Raw genomic sequence first — 21,181 nt, forward strand, 5'->3', positions numbered from 1 at the left:
TCGCGCGCAAGCGCGCTCCTACCGGTGCCAGCGCACCATCGCTCAACGCGTGCGCGTAGCGCCGGTCTCGGTCACCGGCTCGCCGAGATTGGTCTTCAACCACTGCTCGCTCTCGGCCAGCATCTGCAGGATCGACTGCCGCGCACGATACGCATGCGATTCATTGGGCAGCAGTACCAGCCGCGCGGTGCCGCCCAGGCCCTTGATCGCGGCGAACATGCGCTCGCTCTGGATCGGGAAGGTGCCGGTGTTGTTGTCGTCCTGGCCGTGGATCAACAGCAGCGGATCCTTGATCTTGTCGGCGTAGTTGAACGGCGACATCGCCTGATACACCGATTGCGCCTGCCAGTAGTTGCGTTCCTCGGCCTGGAAGCCGAACGGTGTGAGCGTGCGGTTGTAGGCACCGCTGCGCGCGATGCCGGCCTTGAACAGCCGCGTATGCGCGAGCAGGTTGGCGGTCATGAAGGCGCCGTAGGAATGCCCGCCGATGGCGATGTGCTCGCGGTCGGTGACCCCGCGCTGCACCACTTCGTCCACCGCGGCCTGCGCATCGGCGACCAGCTGCGGCAGGTAGGTGTCGTTGGGTTCGGCATCGCCTTCGCCTACGATCGGCATGGTTGGGTTGTTGAGCACCACATAGTCGATCGCCAGAAATGCCTGCGGTCCCCAGTAGCTGATCGCATTGAAACGATAGGGCGAGTCGGTGACCTGGCTGGCGGTGTCGGCACTTTTGAACTCGCCCGGATAGGCCCACATCAGCAGCGGCCGCGGGCCGTCGCGCTTGGGGTCGTAACCGGGCGGCAGCAGCAGCGTGGCGGTGAGGTCCACGCCATCGGCGCGTTTGTAACGGATCTGCTCCTTCTGCGCGCCACGCAACTGCGGCAGCGGATGGGCGAAATGCGTCAACGCCCGCGGCGCAGGCGCTGCATCGCCCAACGCCTGCACGACATAGTTGGCCGGCTCCTCGGGCGATTCGCGGCTGAGCAGCAACTGCGTGCCCTGCGCATCCAGCAATGCCAGCGGCGCGGAATAACTCGGCGCCTGCGAATGGAACAGGCGCGTGGCGCGCTTGCTGTGCAGATCGAAGCGATCCACGAACGGGCGGTCGCCTTCCGGCGAGGCGCCTTTGCCGAGCAGGAACAGGCTGTTGCCATCGGCACCGGTCTGCAGCAGCGCGCGGCCCTTGCCGTCGGCCACGGTCGCCGGCGTGCCGGGATCGTTGTAGCGGTCCTGCGAGGAGCGGTCCCAGAGCAACTCGGGCGGGCGCTGCGGCTGGTCCGGTGCGATACGCCACTGCTTGCTGCGGCGGGTCTTCCACCAGCTTTCGCTGAGGATGGCCAGATCGCCGCGGCCCCACTGGATGCCTTCGAAGCGGCTACCCAACTGCGCCAGCGTGACCGGCGCGCGCGTAAATGGCGCAGCCTGCATCAGCACCGCATCACGGATCCTGCTCTCGCGTGCCGGGTCGCCGCCGTCCTGCGCCTCGGCCCAGACCAGCGTGGCCGGCGCATCGACGCGCCAGGCGATGTCACGCACGCCGGTGGGCACGGCGTCGTTGCCGGTCGGCAGGCCTTCCACCAACGGCAGCCTGGCGATCTGCCGCACCAGCTTGCCCTGCAGGTCTAGCACCTCGATGCGACGCGCGAAATTGTCTACCGGCACCACGTACGAAAACGGCCGCTCGCTGCGTTCGCTCAGGATGTAACGGCCATCCGGCGACACCGACAGGTCGAGATAGATGCCGGGCGTGGCGATCGGGCGCACCTGCCCGCTCACGCTGACGATGATGGGCTGGCCGGTGGCGTAATACTCGAACACGCGCGCATCGGCCTCGTTGCGCAGCAGGTCCTGATAGGTCGGCAGCGAGCGCACGCCGGCAGCGGCGCTGGTCTGCTGAATCGCCGGGCCGTCCGGGGTCGCCTCGCGCGCCGGTGGCGCGCCCTGCCCGGCCACTTGCTGCTGCAGCAGCAGGCCGCTGCCATCGGGCAACCAGCGCAGATCGTCGTTGATGCTGGTGTTCAAACCGGCCACGAGACGCCGCGCCTGCCCGGCCGCCACGTCCACCAGCCACAGCTCGTTGGCGCCGCTGGTCGCGTCCTCGTGGCGGAACGCCAGGTAGCGCTGATCCGGCGACCAGCTCAACGTGGCCAGCGACAACGGTGACGGCAGCCCGGCGATCTGCCGCTCGCTGCCGTCGGCCACCGACAGCAGCCACAGCTTGTCGGCAAAGGAGAACCGGCTGCCGGCGAACGTCTTGGGATGGATGCGCAGGCCGGCCAGCTTGAGTTCGGGCTGGGCCACCTCGGCGATGTCCGGCAACGCCGGCAACTGCAGCATCGCGCCCAGGTCGCGTTTGGGCGACAGGTGCAGCAGCGGCGCGCGCGGGGCATCCACCACCGCCTGCAGCGCCTTGGAAGGCAGTTGGTAGCCGGTGCTCGCCGCAGCGGCAGGCGGGCCAGCCGGCGCGACAGCTGCGGCCGCAGCCAGTGGTGCGCTCAGCGCCAGTACGCCTGCCAGGGCCCATCGCTGCGGCCGCCTGCCGTGCCGTGCATTCGCTATCGCCTGCATTGTCCGTCCCCCGTGTCGATCGACTCCGGACCATAGCAGTCACCCGCTCCCCGGCCCCCTGCCGTTGGTTGGGGGGCGTGCCGAGTCAAGCCGGCCAATTCATGCCGGAGGGGGGTGCTGCCGATATAATCCACGCTCTCGTCGAGGGGCGCTGCGACCGGTATGGCGGACTGATCTGCCAACTGCACGAAACGTGCAGGAAATACGGCCAGGCTCGACAAGCATTCATCGTTCAACGGCGCCCCGCATTGCAGACATTGATCTGCTTACCGGAGCTATTGCATGAACGCTGTCACGAAAATCGCCCCACATACCGATCACAAGATCGCCGACCTCTCCCTGGCCGATTGGGGCCGCAAGGAGCTGGACATCGCCGAGCACGAGATGCCGGGCCTGATGTCGATCCGCCGCAAGCATGCGCAGACCAAGCCGCTGAAGGACGTGCGCATCACCGGCTCGCTGCACATGACCATCCAGACCGCAGTGCTGATCGAAACGCTCAAGGACATCGGCGCCAATGTGCGCTGGGCCTCGTGCAACATCTTCTCCACCCAGGACCACGCGGCCGCCGCCATCGCCGCCTCCGGCACGCCGGTGTTCGCCTGGAAGGGCGAGACACTGGAAGAGTACTGGGACTGCACCCTGGACGCGCTGACCTTCACCCTGCCCGACGGCACCCAGACCGGCCCGGAGCTGGTGGTGGACGACGGCGGCGACGTCACCCTGCTGATCCACAAGGGCTATGAGCTCGAAAACGGCGGCACCTGGGTCGACGAGCCGGCCTCCTCGCACGAGGAGGGCGTGATCAAGGCACTGCTCAAGCGCGTAGCCGTCGAGCGTCCGGGTTACTGGACCCGCGTGGTCAAGGACTGGAAGGGCGTCTCCGAAGAGACCACCACCGGCGTGCACCGCCTGTACCAGATCGCCGAAGCCGGCAAGCTGCTGATCCCGGCGATCAACGTCAACGACTCGGTCACCAAGAGCAAGTTTGACAACCTGTACGGCTGCCGCGAGTCGCTGGCCGATGGCCTCAAGCGCGCGATGGACGTGATGCTGGCCGGCAAGGTCGCGGTGGTCTGCGGCTACGGCGACGTCGGCAAGGGCAGCGCCGCCTCGCTGCGCGCCTACGGTGCCCGCGTGATCGTCACCGAGATCGACCCGATCTGCGCGCTGCAGGCGTCGATGGAAGGCTTCGAGGTCAACACCATCGAATCCACCCTGGGCCGCGGCGACATCTACGTCACCACCACCGGCAACAAGGACATCATCACCGTCGAGCACCTGCAGGCGATGAAGGATCAGGCCATCGTCTGCAACATCGGCCACTTCGACAACGAGATCCAGGTCGACGCACTGAACGCGCTGAAGGGCGTGGAAAAGATCAACATCAAGCCGCAGGTCGACAAGTACGTGTTCGGCAACGGCAATGCGATCTTCCTGCTGGCCGACGGCCGCCTGGTCAACCTGGGCTGCGCCACCGGCCACCCGAGCTTCGTGATGTCCAACTCGTTCGCCAACCAGACCCTGGCGCAGATCGACCTGTGGGAAAAGCGCGACAGCTACGAGAAGAAGGTCTACATCCTGCCCAAGCACCTGGACGAAGAAGTCGCGCGTCTGCACCTTGAAAAGATCGGCGTCAAGCTGACCACCCTGACCAAGGATCAGGCCGAGTACCTCGGCGTTGACGTGGCCGGCCCGTACAAGCCGGATCATTACCGTTACTGAGTGATCGGGCGAGTGTCGCCCGTGCAATGACGTGTGAAAAACGGGCGCCGCAAGGCGCCCGTTTTCCTTGCAGGATGCCGGATGACCACGCGTGCAAGCGGACCCGCCTGGCGATCAATCTGCGTTCGCGCCATGCGGCATCGACATCGACATCGACATGCATCGCGTGGATGCAACGCCTCGAGCAATACACCATGGAATCCAGCATGCCGGACAGCTTTGCCGTGGGAGTGTCAGCTGTTGCCGTGTGCGATACTCGCTCAAGGCTTGCGGCATACCCTGCGTGCCGGCAATCAACCAAAGGATGCGCCCGCGGCGGCGAAGCGACACCGCGCCGCCTGAGCTCAAGAGCAGCGCTGCTTTCCCTGCGAAAGAATTGCATGACACGTCGCGGCTATCTGCCCGCTACGGCCGCCAGTTCGCATTGCGTTCCCAAAACGCAACGCTGCGCCGGTAAGCGTCGCGGTCCAGTGCCACGCCGGAGCCGCCCTCGTCCACGCCCAGTGCATTGCGCAGCATGGTGATGGGCGCCATCGGAATTTCTTCCGGCTCGCTGGTGTAGAGGCAACCGACCACACCCCAGTCGGCGTCGATCGGCGCGCCCTCCTTGGCCAGCTGATCGCGGCTATAGAGGATCGGCAGCAGATACGTCGCTACCGGTGGCTCCACACCTTCGAACCAGCGCACCAGCACCGGCAACTCCTGCGTGCTGCGTGCCTCGTAGCCGGAGCGCAGCTGGTGGCGGTTGTCGTCGGTGATCGGCGCAGTGAGGCAGCGCGTCGAGGTCCAGTTGCGGTGCACATGCAGCTGGCAGAACGGCGCATAGCCTTCGATCACGCGCACCGGCGTCTGTTCATTGAGCCGCTGGATGAACTGTTCGGGCGTGCAATCGCGGATGGCGTTGCGACGACCATCGCGGGGAAACAGACGGGTGCGGGCGAACGGTGTGAGGACGATGGACATGACGGTGGCGGGTGACAAAGAACGCCAGGGTAGCCTGCAGCCCTGCGGTGCGACCACTTACCAGATCAGATCGTCCGGCACCTTGAACTGGCTGTAATAGTCGTCGTCGCTGTCCGGCGCCGATGGCGTGCTGCTACGGCCGTGATCCAGCACCACGCTGTCCGCATCGCGGCTGTAGACCTTGTCGGCGGCGGCGCGCGGAATCAGCTCAAAGCCATCGCCATGCCGCACGATCACCAGCGCCCCGCTGGCGAGCTGACTGCGCAGCGCGGGGTTGACCAGCACGCTGCGGATGACGCTGCCGTCGTTGAAGCGGTAGTCGATCTCGCCATCGCGCTTGACCTTGTTGGTTTCCACGATCTGCCGGACCTGGGCCAGCACTTCCTGCCGCCGCAGCTGCAGCTTGCGTTCTTCGGCCAGCGCGCGATCGCGCTCGGCGCGCTCGGCCTGTAGCCGCGCCGCGTCCACCTTGTCGACCTCGACCGGTGCCACGGCCGCGCCCTTGGCATGACGCTGCTTGTTCTGCTCGCGCGCGACCTTGTCCACCTGGGCCTTCTTGACCAGGCCGGCCTTGAGCAGTTGTTCTTGCAGCGGATTGCGCATGGGAAGGGAACCGGTGAATGTGCGCCCAGTTTACCGCGCCCCGCGCCACCCAGCCTGACTGCCCGAGCCTGCCACCGGCAGCAGTAGCCGATTCTGCCGGGCCCTTCTTCGCATGCGCGAGCTCCCAAGTTCTGCGACGACGCACCACGCAAAGCGCGACCTGCACCGGGGTTTTCCCACCCGCCTGCATTGAATACGTATGCACAACAGCGATGTTGCGCCGCGATGCACGCTTAGCATCACCGCGCGCTGCACGCCGTGCGCGCGCTTTCCGGAACAGGGGCCGGAGGCCTCGATGCGGGCATCGTGCAGCATGCGTGTGCTCGCGCCTACCGACTGGAGATCCATCCGATGCGCGATACGCACGCTCCACCCCCGCCCTCGCGGCTTCAACGCAGCTCGCGGCTGCTGCTCGCCGCGCTGGTGCTGCTGCTGACCACCGCCAATGTGCAGGCCGATGTGATCCTGCATGCCTTCAATTGGCCGTATGCCACCGTAGAGGCACGCGCCAGGCAGATTGCCGACGCCGGTTATCGCAAGGTATTGGTCGCTCCCGCCTATCGCTCGCAAGGCAGCGCATGGTGGGCGCGCTACCAACCGCAGGATCTGCGCGTGATCGATGGCCCGCTGGGCGACACCGCCGCGTTCTCGCGCATGGTGCGGGCATTGGCCGACAATGGTGTGGAGACCTATGCCGATGTGGTGCTCAACCACATGGCCAACGAGGCGGCGACACGTTCGGATCTCAATTACCCCGGCAGCGCCGTGCTCGCGCAATACGCTGCAAATCCCGGCCGTTACGAGACGTTGCGTCTGTTCGGCACCTTGCAGTCGAACTTTCTGAGCGCCAGCGATTTCGGTCCGGCACAGTGCATCACCAATTACAACGATGCCTACCAGGTGCGCACCTATCGCATCTGCGGTGGCGGCAGCGATCCGGGCCTGCCGGACCTGCTCGGCAACGATTGGGTGGTGCAGCAGCAGCGCGCCTATCTGCAAGCGCTGAAGGGCCTGGGTGTGACCGGCTTCCGTGTCGATGCGGCCAAGCATATGAGCTTCGATCATCTCAATCGGGTGTTCGATGCAGGCATTCGTTCCGGCGTCTATGTGTTCGGCGAATTGATCACCGGCGGCGGTACCGGCAATGGCGATTACGACCAGTTCCTGGCGCCGTACCTGCAGTCCACGCCGCATGCGGCCTACGACTTTCCGTTGTTCAACGCGGTGCGCAATGCGTTCGCCGTCGGCGCCAGCCTGCAGCAGTTGGTCGATCCCGCATCTACCGGCCAGGCCTTGCCAGGCAATCGCGCGGTGACCTTCGCCGTCACCCACGACATCCCCAACAATGCCGGCTTCCGCTACGCCATCCTCGACCCTGTCGACGAGACCCTGGCATACGCATATCTGATCGGCCGCAACGGCGGCATGCCGATGGTCTACACCGACAACAACGAAAGCGGCGACAACCGCTGGATCAACGCCTATCTGCGCGACGACCTGCGCCGCATGATCGGCTTCCACAACGGCGTGCAAGGCAGCGACATGCAGATGCTGTCGTCCAGTTCCTGCCATGTACTGTTCCGGCGCGGCAGCCTGGGCATCGTCGGCATCAACAAGTGCGGCAATCCGGTCACCACCACCGTGGCGATGAATGGCAGCGTGCTGTACTGGAACGCGGATTATGTGGATGCACTGGGCTCGGGCAGCGTGGTGCGTATTTCCAGCGGCTCCTACACCTTTACGCTGCCGGCGCGCGGTGCGCGTATGTGGCGCCGCTGAGCTGTCGGGCGAGCACGCGGCGTCCGCTGCGTGGTTGGAGCCCGATCGCAAAGACACGCGGCCTCCGACACAGGAAAACACCGGCTTATCGCCGGTGTTGTGGATGTTGCAACACGTTGGATGGTGCGACCGGCTACCAGGCGAACGGCGCGGTGACCTTGCGCGCGCCGAGCATGAACGCATCGGCCACATGCACGAACGGGGTGACATCCACCTCCGATTCGCCGGCGCGCACAAGCTGCACGAAACGCCGGTACAAGCCGTCGTACTCGCTGGCCGCCTCCACCGGTTGCGGCTGGCCATCGATGCTCAACCTGGCACCGCCCTCGCTGAGCACGAGCAGGCCAGCGGTGGTGTCCACTTCGATATCCCAGCGCTGCTGGCCGGTCTGCAGAAAATCCAGTTCCGCCGTCACCGGCACGCCTGCAGTATCGACAAAACCGAGCCTGGCATACAGCGGTGCCTGGCGGTTTTCCGGCGTGTGCAACTCCGCTTCGCGCAGCGCGAAGGGGCGCGGCAACAGATGCGTGACGATGGACAGCGCATTGATGCCGGGGTCGAACACGCCCATGCCGCCCGGCTCCAGGATCCAGTCCTGGCCCGGGTGCCAATGACGAATGTCTTCCTTCCAGGTGATGTGCGCGCGCAGGATCTGCTTGTCGGCCAGCCACGCCCGCGCAGGCTCCACGGCAGCGGCGCAGCGCGAATGCCAGCTGGTGAACAGGCTGCGTTGCGCACGCTGCGCCAACGCGCGCAGATCGTCGATCTCGGCCAGGGTGGCGGCTGGGGGTTTTTCCAGGAACACATGGCGCCCGGCGGCCAGCGCGGCCTGTGCCTGCGCATGCCGCCCCACCGGCGGCGTGCACAGCGCCACCGCTTCAATCTGCGGATGCGCCGCGAAGGCCTCTTCCAGGCTGTGATAGGCCGGCACTCCATCGACCGTGCCGTGCCGGCTCACGGTGGCCACCAGCTGCACATCGGCGCGCGCGGCGATGGTGGGCACGTGCTGGTCGCGGGCGATCTTGCCGATGCCGACAAGGGCAATGCGCAATGCGTCTGGATGCTTCATCGAAACCTTCGGGCTGAGGGTGAAGTGGCGGGACCCGCGCGATCGCCCGTTTCAGGCGCATGCACGGAGCCTGCGGCAACGGCGCGCTGCACCAGCGCACGCAACGGCGCAGTGTAAGGTCAGGCTGCGGTTCGCTGCGAGACATCGCTCCTGCTTGTTTTGCTATACCTGCGCCGCCCGGTGGCCGTGTAAAGGCAGCCATCGCTGCGTTTTTATGGCGGCACCATTGCTCATGTGTCGGCCGGCTTGTCGCAACCAGCCGAAGACGGCGCATCTCAGGATCACAAAGCGCACGCGGCCCGGCCCATCCTGCCGACACGTCAATTGACGCAAGCGCCGGCGCAGACCACGATCGCCGCCAGCACCCGGATCTGCCGCCACCCTTGAAGGATCACACCGATGTTGCATCACCTTTCGCTGGGCGTTCGCTCAATCGAGGCGTCGGCCGCCTTCTACGACGCCGTGCTTGGCGCACTCGGTTATGTGCGGGTGTGGTCCGACCTGGAGCCGGGCACGCCCGATCAGGCGGTCGGTTACGGCCGGCCTGGCGGCGATGACAGCCTGGCGTTGAAGCAGCGCCAGGCAGCGCAATGCGCGCCGGGGGCTGGCTTCCATCTGGCGTTCGCCGCCAGCGATGCGGCGGCGGTCGATGCCTTCCATCGGGCCGCGCTGCAGCACGGCGGCAGCTGCAACGGTGCGCCCGGCCTGCGGCCGGAGTACGGCAACGATTACTACGCTGCGTTTGTCATCGATCCCGACGGGCACCACCTCGAAGCGGTGGTCGATACGACGGTCTGAGCGCAGGTGCTTGCCTGCCGTTGCGCGGCTGCATCTGTGCGCGGCGTGAGCACGAGACTGATCTGCAGAATGCGCTCCGGCGCCATCGGCGCACTGGCGCTGACCACTGGCAACCGGGCAGAGGCCGGCAGATCCACGTCTCCGCGTACGCGATGCCCGCGCTGCGCACCGCCATGGTGGATGCCAGCAATGCCACGCCCAGAAACTTCCGCGTCGCCACCTGTCTGACCTGAGTTCGCAGGACAGACAGGTGGCCGCATCCACTCACATCTCCAGCACGACCTTGCCCAGGTGGCTGCCCTGCTCCAGATAGCGATGCGCTGCAGCGGCTTCGTTGAGCGGGAAGCGCTTGTCGAGCAGCACGCGCAGCTTGCCCTGCGCGATCCACGGCCACACCACGCGCTCCACTTCCGCGGCCAGGCGTGCCTTCTCGTCGGCACTGCGCGGGCGCAACGTCGAGCCGGTGAGGATCGCCTGCTTGCGCATCAGCAGCGGGATCGGCACCTCGATGGTCGAGCCGGCCTGCGAGGCGATGTAGACGATGCGCCCGCGCGGATTGAGCGCTTCCAGGGTGTCGGCGAACACCGCAGCGCCCACCATGTCCAACGACACATCCACCCCGCCGTGCGCCTTGGCCGCGTCGACAAACGATTCGGTGGTGGAATCGATCGCCACATCGGCACCCAGCTCGCGCGCCTGCGCCGCCTTGCCTGCCGAACGCGCGGTCGCCAGCACATGTGCACCTGCGGCCTTGGCCATCTGGATCGCAGTCACGCCGATCCCGGACGTGGCGCCGTGCAGCAGCAGCCATTCCCCGGCCGCCAGCCGGCCGTGCTCGAACAGGTTGGTGTACGCGGTAAAGATGGTTTCCGGCAGCGCGGCGGCATGCGCCAGATCCATGCCCGGCGGAATCGGCAGCACATGCCGCGCATCGACCGCTGCGTACTGTGCGTAACCGCCGCCGCCCAGCAGCGCACACACCCGATCGCCGACCTTCCAGCGACCGGCCGGCTCCACGATCTCGCCGGCGATTTCCAGCCCGAGCGTCTGCGGCGCGCCCGGCGGCGGCGGATAGTGACCGGCGCGCTGCAGCAGATCGGGACGATTGATGCCGGCCGCATGCACGCGGATCAGCACCTGTCCCGGCGCGGGGCGCGGGCGCGGCTGCTCGCTGGCGTACAGCGCATCCGCATCGCCCTTGCCATCGCGGATGGCGATTGCGGTCATCGTGGTATCGCTCATGCGCAGCACTCCGTAGAAAGTGCGCCCAGTGTAGAGCTGCCTGCGTCAACGCCTGGCGCAAGCCCGGTCGCGACACGTCACGCACGCGCAGCGTAACCACCTCGCTACCGCTTCAGGGCAAGCAACTGCACGATGGCCGGCATCACGCGCTGAGCAGTGCGGCAACAGGAGCGATTTACCGGATTGATGCGAGGCGCGGTCGCCGCCACGCGGCGATCGCCTGCAGGCCCGCAGATCCGGCCGTCACTCCGCTGCCAGCGCACTGCAAGACCACAGCACCTGACCACGCGCGCCTGCATGGCAGACGCAGGTGGCAACCAGTCACTCCGCGCTTGGAGCGGCATCCTGGTCGATGTACTGGCGGATCGCCTCGAACACCTTGGAGGTCCCGTCATCCTGATCCGAAGGCAGGCGTGCGGCAAAGTCCCTCAGCAACTTGTTGCCGTCCACGCCGGGTTGCTCGGCCAGGGCGAGCGCCAGGTCGCCGACGCTGCGCGCCAATGCAACCCAGATGCGGCCCAGCGATTCGGCGATTACATCCATTTCCTGTTCCTGCATGTCGCGCTCCGATCAGATGGCGTGGGGTAGCCGTGAGCTTACCGCGTACGCGGCATACCAAGACTGGCGCCCCAAGCAGCCCCAACCATGTGTGCGTGGCGCGGACCCGTACGATCTCCCGGCGATGCAGCCGAATGCAGGACATCCGCAACCAAATATGCATTCATCGCGATGAAGCGATATTATGCCGGCACGATCCGCCGGACCCGCCGCGATGACGCATCTCAGTTTCGAGTTCTACCCGCCCAAGACCGACGACCAGCGCGCACAGCTGGACCGCACGGCGGCCAGGTTGAAGGGCTACGCGCCGGAATACGTGTCGTGCACTTTCGGTGCCGGCGGCTCCACGCTCAGCTACACCTCCGAGACGGTGCGCCACCTCAAGCAGAAGCACGGTTTCGAAGCCGCCCCGCACCTGTCCTGCGTCGGCGGCAGCCGCCAGGAGATCCGCGAGCTGCTCAAGCTGTATCGCGCGATCGGCTGTACCCGCATCGTCGCGCTGCGCGGCGACCTGCCCTCGGGCATGGGCCACCCGGGTGACCTGCGCTATGCCTCGGACCTGATCGCCTTCATCCGCGCCGAGCACGGCGATGCGTTCCGGATCGAGGTCGGTGCGTATCCGGAGACCCATCCGCAGGCGACCGACGCGTTGAGCGATCTGCGTTACTTCAAGGCCAAGGTGGATGCCGGCGCCGATGCCGCGATCACCCAGTACTTCTACAACGCCGATGCGTACTTTCATTTCCGCGACGCCGTGCAGCGCATGGGCGTGGAGATCCCGATCATCCCCGGCATCATGCCGATCTCCAATTTCTCGCAGTTGCGGCGTTTTTCCGAGCAGTGCGGTGCAGAAATTCCGCGCTGGATCGGCAAGAAGATGCAGTCCTATGGCGACGATGCCGATGCAGTGCGCGCCTTCGGTGCGGAAGTGGTGGCCACCGTGTGCGAGCGCCTGATCGCCGGTGGCGCGCCTGCCCTGCACTTCTACACGCTCAACCTGGCCAAGCCGACCACGCAGGTGCTGCAACTGCTAGGCCGCTGAGCCGCCCGGCCGACGCCATGCCGCTCGGCAGGCGCGTCTGTGCGGGCACCTCATTCGCAAGCGCGCGCATGATACGCAAACGTCGTACAACTTCCCCCGGTCCCTGCGCGTTGTTCGCCGGCTCACGCACCGCCCGTTACGCTGCGCCGATGCCTCGTCTGCTGCTGCCGTTACTGCTGTCGTTCTGCCTCTGCCCGGCCACACGCGTGCAGGCGCAGGAGATCCGTCGCTGCGTGACAGCGGATGGGCAGACCATGTTCACCGACCGCCGCTGCGAAGATGTCGGCGCCGCGTCGCGCCCGCCGCCGGCTACGCGCACGCAGGGCAACACCGGCCTGTATCGCTACGGCTGCCCGCGCCGGCTGAGCGAGCTGGTGTCGTTGCTGCAACTGGCCGTGGACAGCCGCGACGTCAATCGGCTCTCCAGCCTTTACCTGTGGAGCGGCCAGTCCGACACCGCTGCCAACCAGCTGCTGAGCCGGCTGGAAGCGATCGTGCAACGCCCGTTGCTGGACATCGTCCCGATGTACCCGCAACGCGATCCGCCGACCTGGGAAGCCGATGCCGGCACGGCAGTGGCTCCATCCCTGGACGGCAGCGCCATCGACGCCCCACTCCCGGCACCGCCAAGCCGCCCGCGCCCCTGGGGCCTGCGCCTGGAACAGAACCTCGCCAGCGGTGCGCCCGCAAGCAGCGTGTTGCGGCTGCGCCGGCAGTACAACTGCTTCTGGGTGACGTTTTAGCGCAGCGCCCGGCTTGAAAGACGCTAGCGGATTGCTGTGGCGAAGTGCCCTGCGTCGGCTGCGAGGCGGCGAGCCTGTCACGGGCCTCATCGGTGATGCTTGCGGGCTATGCGACAAGCCGGCCCATGATCTGCGTCACCGCCTGCTGCGGACTCAGCACCGCGCTGTCGATCACCCAATGCGGCTCGGTCCACGCCACGTAGTCATGCGCGAGCACGCAAGACCACTCCGGCACGCGCAATCCGACGATGTCGCTTTGCCGCGATTCCACGCGCTGCCGGTGCACATTGCGATCGCTGCACACCACTTCGATCTCCAGCAAGCGGCTGCGTGTGCGACGAGCGACAGCACGCCACGCTTCACGGGTGACCGGCAGTGGGTTCACGCAATCGGCGACCACCACGTGACCCAGTTGCAGATTGGCCTCGGCAAGCGCGTAGGCGGTCATGTAGCCGGCTGCTCCGACGTCGTTGGCGAGTGCACCGCTTGCGCGTAGTGACTGCTCGATCGTATCGATACGCAAGTAAAACCCGTTGCAGTGCGTCAGTAGCGCCTTGGCAATGGAACTCTTGCCGACGCCCGGCAATCCGCCGAACACCACCAAGATCGCCGACGGTACGGTCACTGCGGCCACAGTGCGCGAATCGCGGCGATGCCTTGCGCGCCATGCGAACGCGCTTGGCGCAGGTCGTCGACCTGCATGCCTCCGAGCGCGTAGATCGGTAAGGAGACCCGCTCGCGCAAGCGTTCGAATCCATCCCATCCCAAGGGTGTCGCACCCGGATGCGACGCGGTCGCCTGCACCGGGCCCAGCACCGCAAAATCGCAGCCCAGACGCTGGGCGTGGCGCAGGTCTTCCAGCCCGTGACACGAGGCGGCGACCGGCTGCTCGGCCGGTAACGGGCGCTCCTGCAGGCTGGCCAATTGCTCCGCGCCCAGGTGCACGCCGATGCCGAGTTCGCCGGCCAATGCGATGTCGCGGTTGAGCAGCAGTTGCGCGCGCGCACGGCCGCGCAAGCGCATCACCTGTTGCAGCAAGGCCTGCCAGCGCGCCGGTTCGGCCTGCCGCGCACGCAACTGGATGCGCGTGATGCCGTCCTGCAGCGCACGCTCCAGACCTTCCAGCCACAGCGCGTCGTCGTCCGGCTCGGGCGTGATCAGATAGCGGTCGGGCTGGCGCAGCACACCGACCACCGGCACATCGGCCGGCGGCATCGAATAACGGGGCAGCTTGTCCGCGGCCACCCAGGTCATCGCCTGGCCTTCGCGGCCGCGCGGGCTGCCTTTCCATGTGGTGATGTGGCGCACTTCCAGGCGCAGCCGCTTGTCCGGGTACAGCTGCGGCACGTCCATCAGCCACTCGCCGACCTGCGCCTCGATACCGAGTTCTTCGTTGAGCTCGCGCACCAGTGCCTGTTCGGAGGTTTCGCCAGGTTCGCGTTTGCCGCCGGGAAACTCCCACAGGCCGGGCATGTCGCGGGTCTCGGTACGGCGGGTCAGCAGGATGCGGCCGCGGGCGTCGGTGATCACGCCGGCAACGACGTGGATGGATCTTAGAGAATCGGGCATGGCGCAAGAGTGCCGCGAGTGAGCCGTTCAGCGCAATCGCTTGAAGGCGGGGATTGGGGATTGGGGATTCGAGATTGGTCAAAGCGCAGTACGTGTGCTTCTGCCAATCCCGAATCCCCCAATCTCCAATCCCGGCCTACAGTGGATGCCCGATGCGCCACAGCACCCCGCTGGGATCGTGCAAGGTGAAATCGCGTGCGCCCCATGGCCGGTCTTCCGGCGCGCTGCAGCTCACTCCGAACTGCGTGCCCAGGCCGGTGTCGTGCACGTGTTGCCACCAGCTGTCGGCATCGTCCACCCACAGGTGCAGCATCAGATTCTCGGCCAGTTCGCGCAGATAGAAATCCTGCAGCAGAAACGCGCAATGCGTGCCATGCCGGAAGCAGGTCACATTGCCTTACCTCGTCTTCCTGCACGAAGCCCAGCGCGCGATAGAACCGCTGCGACACCGCGTAGTCGCGCGCAGGCACGAACACCTTCAATTGCTGGCTGGACAGCAGCGCCATGACCGCACTCCACGCAGGATGTGGATCGAGCATACGCCCAGCAACGGCACCGGCGCAGACGCCTGCATGCGCAAGACGCAGTTGGCGCCGCAAGAAATGGACAGCGTGTGGCGGACCTGCCGTGCCGAGGCCCACCGCAAGACAGCTCGCAGGACGCTTCCAGCGTCTATGCCGTGGTTTCCGACCTTGCCTGGCAGCGATGCAAGCCATGACTTCGCAGGGAGTTGGCCAAAGGCGGCGAAACCTGAGCGTGGCCTCGCACTCGGTCTGCGATATCCCCCTTCCTGCTTCAAGACCCCCTCAGGATCCCATCCGTAAGCAGAGCCCCCTTGGTAAGGGGGCGCGCCAAGGGCGCGGGGATCGGAAGCAAGGACCGTGCACCAGGCGTCCGCTACGCGGATGCCTGGTGCGCAGCCCCGCCAAGCGGGCTGCGCCACGGTCAACTCAGCTCAGCTGAGTTGACCGTGGCAGTGCTTGTACTTCTTGCCGCTGCCGCAGGGGCACGGATCGTTACGGCCCACCTTGGGCTCGTCGCGGGTCACCTGCGACACCGGCACCGGGGCGTTGCCGCCCTGCATCTGTTCTACTTCCTCGTCGGCACCGTAACCGCCGGCGTCCTGATGCTGGAACTGCGAGGCCATCAGGCGCGCCTGCGCCTGCAGACGCTCCTGCTCTTCCAGCTCGGCCACTTCCTCTTCGCTGCGGATGCGCACGCGCGCCAGCAGGTTGATCACTTCGCGCTTGACGTTCTCCAGCATCTCGGAGAACAACTCGAAGGCTTCCTTCTTGTATTCCTGCTTGGGCTGCTTCTGCGCATATCCGCGCAGATAGATGCCTTGGCGCAAGTAATCCATCTTGGCCAGATGCTCCTTCCAGCCCTGGTCGAGCACGGTCAGCATCACGTGCTTCTCCAATGCGCGCATGGTGTCGTTGCCCACCGCCGCTTCCTTCTCGGCAAAATGCGCATCCACCGCTGCCTGCACCTTGGCCGCAATCTGCTCGGCGTCCAGTTCTTCCTGCGTGCGTGCCATCTCGCTCAGCGCCAGCGGCATGCCCAGTTCCGATTCCAGCGTGGCTTCCAGACCCTTCAGGTCCCACTGCTCGTCGACCGAATTGGGCGGCACGAAGCGTGCGACCAGGTCGTAGATCACGTCGCCACGGATGCCGTCCACATTGTCCTTGACCGATTCGGCATCCAGCAGTTCGTCGCGCTGGGCGTAGATCACCTTGCGCTGGTCGTTGTTGACGTCGTCGAAGTCCAGCAGGTTCTTGCGGATGTCGAAGTTGTGCGCTTCCACCTTGCGCTGCGCCTTTTCGATCTGCCGGCTGACCAGGCGATCTTCGATGACGTCGTCTTCCTTCATGCCCATCATGCGCATCGCCTTCTGGACCCAGTCCGAGGCGAAGATCCGCATCAGGTTGTCTTCCAGCGACAGATAGAAGCGCGACGAACCGGGGTCGCCCTGACGACCGGCGCGGCCGCGCAGCTGGTTGTCGATACGCCGCGACTCGTGCCGCTCGGTACCGATGATGTGCAGGCCACCGGCCGCCTTGACCGCGTCGTGACGACGCTGCCATTCGGTCTTGGCCCCCAGGCGCTGCTCGTCGCTGATGTCTTCGCCCATGCCATGCAGCTCGGTTTCCAGCGAACCGCCCAGCACGATGTCGGTACCGCGACCGGCCATGTTGGTGGCGATGGTCACCGCGCCCGGCTGGCCGGCGTTGGCCACGATGGTGGCTTCACGCTCGTGCTGCTTGGCGTTGAGCACTTCGTGCTTGACCCCGGCCTTGCGCAGATGCTCGGAGAGCATCTCCGAGGTCTCGATCGAGGTGGTGCCCACCAGTACCGGCTGGCCGCGCTTGGCACAGTCTTCGATGTCGGCCAGCACCGCGTTGAACTTGCCCTTGCGGTTGAGGAACACCTGGTCCGGATGGTCCTTGCGCACGGTCGGGCGGTTGGTCGGGATCACCACCACTTCCAGGCCGTAGATGCTTTGGAACTCGTAGGCTTCGGTGTCGGCCGTACCGGTCATGCCGGACAGCTTCTTGTACATGCGGAACAGGTTCTGGAAGGTGATGCTGGCCAGCGTCTGGTTTTCTCGCTGCACCGGCACGCCTTCCTTGGCCTCGACCGCCTGATGCAGGCCATCGGACCAGCGGCGCCCGCTCAGCGTGCGGCCGGTGAATTCGTCGACGATCACCACCTCGCCATCGCGCACGATGTAGTCCACGTCGCGCTGATAGATCGCATGCGCGCGCAGCGCGGCGTTGAGGTGATGCACCACGCTCAGGTTCTGCGCGGCATACAGGCCATCTTCGGCATTTTCGAGAATGCCGGCCTGCATCAGCAGTTCTTCGGCGTGGCCCATGCCCGCCTCGGACAGATGCACCTGCTTGCCCTTCTCGTCGATCCAGAAGTCGCCCTCGCCCTCTTCGCTTTCCTGCCTGGTCAGCTGCGGCACGATGCGGTTCACGCGAATGTACAGCTCCGGCGACTCGTCGGCCGGGCCGGAGATGATCAGCGGGGTACGCGCCTCGTCGATCAGGATGGAGTCGACTTCGTCGACGATCGCGTAATGCAGGTTGCGCTGGTAACGGTCGGCCTTGGACAGCGCCATGTTGTCGCGCAGGTAGTCGAAACCGAACTCGTTGTTGGTGCCGTAGGTGATGTCGCTGCCGTAGGCCTCGCGCTTGTCGCTATGCGGCATGCCCGGATACACCACGCCCACGCTCAGGCCCAGCCAGTTGTACAGCTTGCCCATCTGCGCGGCGTCGCGGCGCGCCAGGTAGTCGTTGACCGTGACCACATGCACGCCCTCGCCCTGCAGCGCGTTGAGGTACACCGGCAGCGTGGCGACCAGGGTCTTGCCTTCACCGGTGCGCATCTCGGCGATCTTGCCCAGGTGCAGCACCATGCCGCCGATCAGCTGCACGTCGTAATGGCGCATGCCGAGCACGCGGCGGCTGGCCTCGCGGCACACCGCGAAGGCTTCGGGAAGAATCTTGTCCAGAGACTCGCCGGCGGCAAGTCGCTGCTTGAACTCCGGGGTCTTGGCTTGCAGCTCGGCGTCGGAGAGCTTCTCGATCGTCGGCTCCAGCGCATTGATCTGGGTGACGAGGCGGTTGAGCTGGCGCAGCTGGCGTTCGTTACGACTGCCAAAGACACGGGTAAGCAGACTGTTGATCATTGAAGAAACCGGTTGAAAAGGAACGGTTTGACCGACGCCGGTCCCCAAGACCCGGCCGCCGTAAACGAAACAGGGCGCACTGCGCCCTGTCGATGGCAACACCCTATTGTAGCTTGGGGCGGGCCTTCACGAATCAAGCGCCGCCCGCGCCGCCGTCAACCGCGCCCGCGGCGGCCCACCGGCGTGTTGGTATCGCCCAGGAACTTGCGCGGATTGACCACCCGCCCGTCCGCCCACACCTCGAAATGCACGTGGGCGCCGGTGGAGCGGCCGCTGGATCCGGCCCGGGCCACCTGCTGGCCGGCGCGGACCAGGTCGCCCACCTTCACCACCAGGCGCGAGTTGTGCGCATAGCGGGTCACATAGCCGTTGCCGTGGTCCACTTCCACCACGTTGCCGTAGCCGCCGCGCACGCCGGCATAGCTGACCACGCCGTCGGCGACCGACATCACCGGGTCGCCCACGTTGGCGTGGAAGTCCACGCCCTTGTGGAAGGCCGAACCACCGTCGAACGGATCGGCGCGGCCGCCGAAGCCGGAGGTGATGTAGGTGTTGCGGATCGGCATCCGCGAGGGCACCGAATTCTGTTCGAGCTGATGATCGAACATCAGCGCGGCCAGCACGTTCAGTTGCTGGCCCGAGGCGGAGAACTGCTGTTCGACCTGCCCCAGCGTCTGCTTGAGCGACTCGACCGGCATGTCGCTGACCGGCTCGTCGCCGCCACCGACGCCGACCGGGGCGTCGAAGTCGAACTCGCCGTCCTTCAACTTGCCCATTTCGGTCAGCCGCTCGCCCAATGCATTGAGACGGGTGGCCTGCGCCTGCAGCTCGCCCATGCGCGCGGCCAGTGCGTTGACCTGCGCCTGCGAGGCGCGCTGCGCCTGGGCCAGCTCGGCCTGCTGCCGGGCAACCTTGGCCTGCAACGCGGAATTGGTCACCATGCCGGTGGCGGTGCTGGCACCAATGCCGATCAACATGCCCAGCCCAAGCACGGCGCCGAGGACTACCATCGGTCGATCCGCGGCAAAGCCCTGGAACTGGCGGGCCAATCGCTGCGCCCGGGTTTCGCGAGATTTGATTACAACTTTCTTCAACGCCATATGAGTGTCATGTCCAAGCCCAAGTCCAACGCACGCAACCCTTCCGTCCCACAACCGGCCATCGAGGCCGCGTTGGGTGAAAAGGCTGGCGACCCCTTGCGCCGAGCGTTGTGGCTCGATGCGCTGGACCGGCAGTTGCGCCCCCTGTTACCGCCTCATCTGGCCACCCGTTGCCGGCTGGCCAACGTCAGAGACGAACAGCTCGTTTTTCTGGTTGATTCACCTGTCTGGCATGCCAAGTTGCGACTTGCCGAGACCCAATTACTGGATGCCGCCCGATCCATCGGACTGAAGGCCACCGCAGTGACCATCAAGACCACTACCACCCCGCTGCATTCCCCAATGCAGCAGAATCGCGAGCGTCCGCGCCCCGTCTCGGAGGCCACGCACAGAGGTCTGCGCGATGCGCTGGCCTCCCTGCAGGATGTTCCACCCACCAAACGGTGAGCACCGCGCCGCTGGTGCGAAGCGGCCGCCGCAGCGTGAAAGAATTGCGAAGACCGCGCACGACCCGACGCATCCTAGCGGGCCTCAGCCACGCAGGAGTTAGAGAAGTCTTAAATAAAAGTTAAGAACGGGCCGGTAATCCGACGCAGTTCACACTTTGAACGCCGACTGCGGCATTCCCCGACATCAGGCGTAGACAGGGCTGGCGTAGGTGACCGGCGGCTGCACGGTGCCTTCGGGGAAGCTGACCCATTCCCAGGCGGCCTGATCCGCCAGCAGCGCACGCACCAGCTTGTTGTTGAGCGCATGGCCGGACTTGAAGCCTTCGTAGGCGCCCAGAATGGCGCCGCCGGCCAGATACAGGTCGCCGATGGCGTCCAGGATCTTGTGCCGCACGAATTCGTTGGTGTAACGCAGGCCGTCCTCGTTGAGCACGCGGAACTCGTCCAGCACGATGGCGTTGTCCATCGAACCGCCCAGGCCCAGATTGCGCTCGCGCATGTATTCAAGGTCGCGCATGAAGCCGAAGGTGCGGGCGCGCGAGATTTCCTTGACGTAGGCCGAGGTGGAGAACTCGATTTCCTGGCGCGACTGCTTGGCCGGGATCATCGGGTGATTGAATTCGATGGTGAAGCCGAGCTTGTAGCCCTCGTACGGCTCGAAGCGCGCGACCTTGTCGCCCTCGCGCACTTCCACCGTCTGCTTGATGCGGATGAAGCGCTTGGCCTTGTTCTGCTCGACGATGCCTGCCGACTGCAGCAGGAACACGAACGGGCCGGACGAACCGTCCATGATCGGCAACTCGGCCGAGGACAGTTCGACGATGACATTGTCCACACCCAGGCCGGCCAGTGCCGACATCAGGTGCTCGACGGTCTGGATCTTGGCGCCATTGCAGGTCAGGCCGGTGCAAAGCGTGGTCTCGGTGACCAGCTCGGCATCGGCGGGGACTTCGACGATCGGCTCCAGGTCCACACGCCGGAACACCACGCCATGATCGACCGGAGCCGGTCGTAGCGTCATGTACACCTTGTCGCCGCTGTGCAGGCCGACGCCGGTGGCGCGAATGGTGTTCTTGAGAGTGCGTTGCTGGGTCATATGCGAAGTCTGGATGAACAATGCAGACAGACGCTGAACCGGCTGTCTAATCCGTAGAGATTATCTGAATTTTAACAAGTCGCGCGTGACGGGAACTGTAATTCCCGGGTCACGCCACTGCAAAAGCTGCCGGATCGTGGCCGACCCGGCAGAAAGGACATGGCACTGCACCCCGAGGCGAAC

At 65.7% G+C, this 21,181-nt stretch carries 17 protein-coding genes, 1 pseudogene and 1 riboswitch; of the genes and pseudogenes, 6 read left to right on the forward strand and 12 right to left on the reverse strand.

Going from position 1 to position 21,181, the window contains the following annotated elements; all coding sequences use genetic code 11:
• Window positions 1-42: 42 nt before the first annotated feature.
• On the reverse strand, window positions 43-2,517 hold the full coding sequence (locus tag XarjCFBP7645_RS17525; RefSeq protein WP_429001477.1) for a S9 family peptidase: 2,475 nt from the start codon (window positions 2,515-2,517) through the stop codon (window positions 43-45).
• A 188-nt stretch (window positions 2,518-2,705) separates the two neighbouring features.
• Window positions 2,706-2,819, forward strand: a riboswitch (S-adenosyl-L-homocysteine riboswitch).
• Window positions 2,820-2,850: 31 nt separating this feature from the next.
• On the opposite strand from XarjCFBP7645_RS17525, the gene ahcY reads away from it, so the two are divergent.
• Window positions 2,851-4,293, forward strand: a complete 1,443-nt coding sequence (gene ahcY, locus XarjCFBP7645_RS17530) for an adenosylhomocysteinase (protein ID WP_104538503.1) — start codon at window positions 2,851-2,853, stop codon at window positions 4,291-4,293.
• 405 nt (window positions 4,294-4,698) lie between these two features.
• On the opposite strand, the gene XarjCFBP7645_RS17535 is transcribed toward ahcY, so the two are convergent.
• Together XarjCFBP7645_RS17535 and XarjCFBP7645_RS17540 are read right to left on the reverse strand one after the other, a co-directional pair.
• Complete coding sequence (locus tag XarjCFBP7645_RS17535; protein ID WP_104538504.1) at window positions 4,699-5,256, reverse strand: DUF3228 family protein; 558 nt, start codon at window positions 5,254-5,256, stop codon at window positions 4,699-4,701.
• A gap of 57 nt (window positions 5,257-5,313) precedes the next feature.
• Complete coding sequence (locus XarjCFBP7645_RS17540; RefSeq protein ID WP_104538505.1) at window positions 5,314-5,859, reverse strand: DUF2058 domain-containing protein; 546 nt, start codon at window positions 5,857-5,859, stop codon at window positions 5,314-5,316.
• Between the two features lie 408 nt (window positions 5,860-6,267).
• Between XarjCFBP7645_RS17540 and XarjCFBP7645_RS17545 the strand changes: the two genes are divergently transcribed.
• Window positions 6,268-7,638: an alpha-amylase family protein gene (locus tag XarjCFBP7645_RS17545; protein ID WP_181126414.1), complete on the forward strand. Its 1,371-nt coding sequence runs from the start codon at window positions 6,268-6,270 to the stop codon at window positions 7,636-7,638.
• A gap of 133 nt (window positions 7,639-7,771) precedes the next feature.
• On the opposite strand, the gene XarjCFBP7645_RS17550 is transcribed toward XarjCFBP7645_RS17545, so the two are convergent.
• A complete protein-coding gene (locus XarjCFBP7645_RS17550) occupies window positions 7,772-8,707 on the reverse strand; it encodes a Gfo/Idh/MocA family protein (protein ID WP_104538507.1) in 936 nt (311 codons plus the stop codon).
• A 399-nt stretch (window positions 8,708-9,106) separates the two neighbouring features.
• On the opposite strand from XarjCFBP7645_RS17550, the gene XarjCFBP7645_RS17555 reads away from it, so the two are divergent.
• Window positions 9,107-9,505: a VOC family protein gene (locus tag XarjCFBP7645_RS17555; RefSeq protein WP_104538508.1), complete on the forward strand. Its 399-nt coding sequence runs from the start codon at window positions 9,107-9,109 to the stop codon at window positions 9,503-9,505.
• 264 nt (window positions 9,506-9,769) lie between these two features.
• Here the strand turns inward: XarjCFBP7645_RS17555 and XarjCFBP7645_RS17560 are convergent, their stop codons facing one another.
• Window positions 9,770-10,747 carry an NAD(P)H-quinone oxidoreductase gene (locus tag XarjCFBP7645_RS17560; protein WP_104538509.1) on the reverse strand — a complete coding sequence of 326 codons (978 nt, stop codon included), beginning with the start codon at window positions 10,745-10,747 and terminating at the stop codon, window positions 9,770-9,772.
• 321 nt (window positions 10,748-11,068) lie between these two features.
• Window positions 11,069-11,305 (reverse strand): hypothetical protein, encoded by a 237-nt coding sequence (locus XarjCFBP7645_RS17565; RefSeq protein ID WP_104538510.1) that lies wholly within the window; start codon window positions 11,303-11,305, stop codon window positions 11,069-11,071.
• A 214-nt stretch (window positions 11,306-11,519) separates the two neighbouring features.
• Here XarjCFBP7645_RS17565 and metF point away from each other — a divergent pair, with 214 nt between their 5' ends.
• Together metF and XarjCFBP7645_RS17575 are read left to right on the forward strand one after the other, a co-directional pair.
• Window positions 11,520-12,347: a methylenetetrahydrofolate reductase [NAD(P)H] gene (gene metF, locus XarjCFBP7645_RS17570; RefSeq protein ID WP_104538511.1), complete on the forward strand. Its 828-nt coding sequence runs from the start codon at window positions 11,520-11,522 to the stop codon at window positions 12,345-12,347.
• A 149-nt stretch (window positions 12,348-12,496) separates the two neighbouring features.
• Window positions 12,497-13,090 (forward strand): hypothetical protein, encoded by a 594-nt coding sequence (locus XarjCFBP7645_RS17575; protein ID WP_104538842.1) that lies wholly within the window; start codon window positions 12,497-12,499, stop codon window positions 13,088-13,090.
• 106 nt (window positions 13,091-13,196) lie between these two features.
• Here the strand turns inward: XarjCFBP7645_RS17575 and XarjCFBP7645_RS17580 are convergent, their stop codons facing one another.
• The 5 genes and pseudogenes from XarjCFBP7645_RS17580 to XarjCFBP7645_RS17600 form a co-directional block, all read right to left on the reverse strand.
• Window positions 13,197-13,715 (reverse strand): AAA family ATPase, encoded by a 519-nt coding sequence (locus tag XarjCFBP7645_RS17580; protein WP_429001471.1) that lies wholly within the window; start codon window positions 13,713-13,715, stop codon window positions 13,197-13,199.
• Complete coding sequence (locus XarjCFBP7645_RS17585; RefSeq protein WP_104538513.1) at window positions 13,712-14,659, reverse strand: Nudix family hydrolase; 948 nt, start codon at window positions 14,657-14,659, stop codon at window positions 13,712-13,714. Before XarjCFBP7645_RS17585 ends, XarjCFBP7645_RS17580 begins: the two co-directional genes overlap by 4 nt.
• 136 nt (window positions 14,660-14,795) lie before the next feature.
• Window positions 14,796-15,165: pseudogene (locus tag XarjCFBP7645_RS17590) on the reverse strand (VOC family protein).
• Window positions 15,166-15,614: 449 nt separating this feature from the next.
• The gene (secA, locus tag XarjCFBP7645_RS17595; RefSeq protein WP_104538514.1) at window positions 15,615-18,353 is read right to left on the reverse strand and encodes a preprotein translocase subunit SecA; all 2,739 of its coding nucleotides are present in this window, start codon (window positions 18,351-18,353) and stop codon (window positions 15,615-15,617) included.
• A gap of 155 nt (window positions 18,354-18,508) precedes the next feature.
• The gene (locus XarjCFBP7645_RS17600; protein WP_024938331.1) at window positions 18,509-19,453 is read right to left on the reverse strand and encodes a M23 family metallopeptidase; all 945 of its coding nucleotides are present in this window, start codon (window positions 19,451-19,453) and stop codon (window positions 18,509-18,511) included.
• Between XarjCFBP7645_RS17600 and XarjCFBP7645_RS17605 the strand changes: the two genes are divergently transcribed.
• The gene (locus tag XarjCFBP7645_RS17605; RefSeq protein ID WP_024938332.1) at window positions 19,454-19,900 is read left to right on the forward strand and encodes a DUF721 domain-containing protein; all 447 of its coding nucleotides are present in this window, start codon (window positions 19,454-19,456) and stop codon (window positions 19,898-19,900) included.
• 186 nt (window positions 19,901-20,086) lie between these two features.
• Here the strand turns inward: XarjCFBP7645_RS17605 and lpxC are convergent, their stop codons facing one another.
• A complete protein-coding gene (gene lpxC, locus XarjCFBP7645_RS17610; RefSeq protein WP_024938333.1) occupies window positions 20,087-20,998 on the reverse strand; it encodes a UDP-3-O-acyl-N-acetylglucosamine deacetylase in 912 nt (303 codons plus the stop codon).
• Window positions 20,999-21,181: the final 183 nt, after the last annotated feature.

The sequence above is a fragment of the Xanthomonas arboricola genome, assembly GCF_002940665.1.
GTDB lineage: Bacteria > Pseudomonadota > Gammaproteobacteria > Xanthomonadales > Xanthomonadaceae > Xanthomonas > Xanthomonas arboricola_B.

Coding starts and splice junctions, on each gene's coding strand:
- XarjCFBP7645_RS17585 (WP_104538513.1), bottom strand. CDS start 14,659: ATGCCCGATTCTCTAAGATCCATCCACGTCGTTGCCGGCGTGATCACC.
- XarjCFBP7645_RS17550 (WP_104538507.1), bottom strand. CDS start 8,707: ATGAAGCATCCAGACGCATTGCGCATTGCCCTTGTCGGCATCGGCAAG.
- XarjCFBP7645_RS17560 (WP_104538509.1), bottom strand. CDS start 10,747: ATGAGCGATACCACGATGACCGCAATCGCCATCCGCGATGGCAAGGGC.
- XarjCFBP7645_RS17565 (WP_104538510.1), bottom strand. CDS start 11,305: ATGCAGGAACAGGAAATGGATGTAATCGCCGAATCGCTGGGCCGCATC.
- XarjCFBP7645_RS17535 (WP_104538504.1), bottom strand. CDS start 5,256: ATGTCCATCGTCCTCACACCGTTCGCCCGCACCCGTCTGTTTCCCCGC.
- XarjCFBP7645_RS17555 (WP_104538508.1), top strand. CDS start 9,107: ATGTTGCATCACCTTTCGCTGGGCGTTCGCTCAATCGAGGCGTCGGCC.
- ahcY (WP_104538503.1), top strand. CDS start 2,851: ATGAACGCTGTCACGAAAATCGCCCCACATACCGATCACAAGATCGCC.
- lpxC (WP_024938333.1), bottom strand. CDS start 20,998: ATGACCCAGCAACGCACTCTCAAGAACACCATTCGCGCCACCGGCGTC.
- secA (WP_104538514.1), bottom strand. CDS start 18,353: ATGATCAACAGTCTGCTTACCCGTGTCTTTGGCAGTCGTAACGAACGC.
- XarjCFBP7645_RS17600 (WP_024938331.1), bottom strand. CDS start 19,453: ATGGCGTTGAAGAAAGTTGTAATCAAATCTCGCGAAACCCGGGCGCAG.
- XarjCFBP7645_RS17605 (WP_024938332.1), top strand. CDS start 19,454: ATGAGTGTCATGTCCAAGCCCAAGTCCAACGCACGCAACCCTTCCGTC.
- XarjCFBP7645_RS17575 (WP_104538842.1), top strand. CDS start 12,497: ATGCCTCGTCTGCTGCTGCCGTTACTGCTGTCGTTCTGCCTCTGCCCG.
- metF (WP_104538511.1), top strand. CDS start 11,520: ATGACGCATCTCAGTTTCGAGTTCTACCCGCCCAAGACCGACGACCAG.
- XarjCFBP7645_RS17540 (WP_104538505.1), bottom strand. CDS start 5,859: ATGCGCAATCCGCTGCAAGAACAACTGCTCAAGGCCGGCCTGGTCAAG.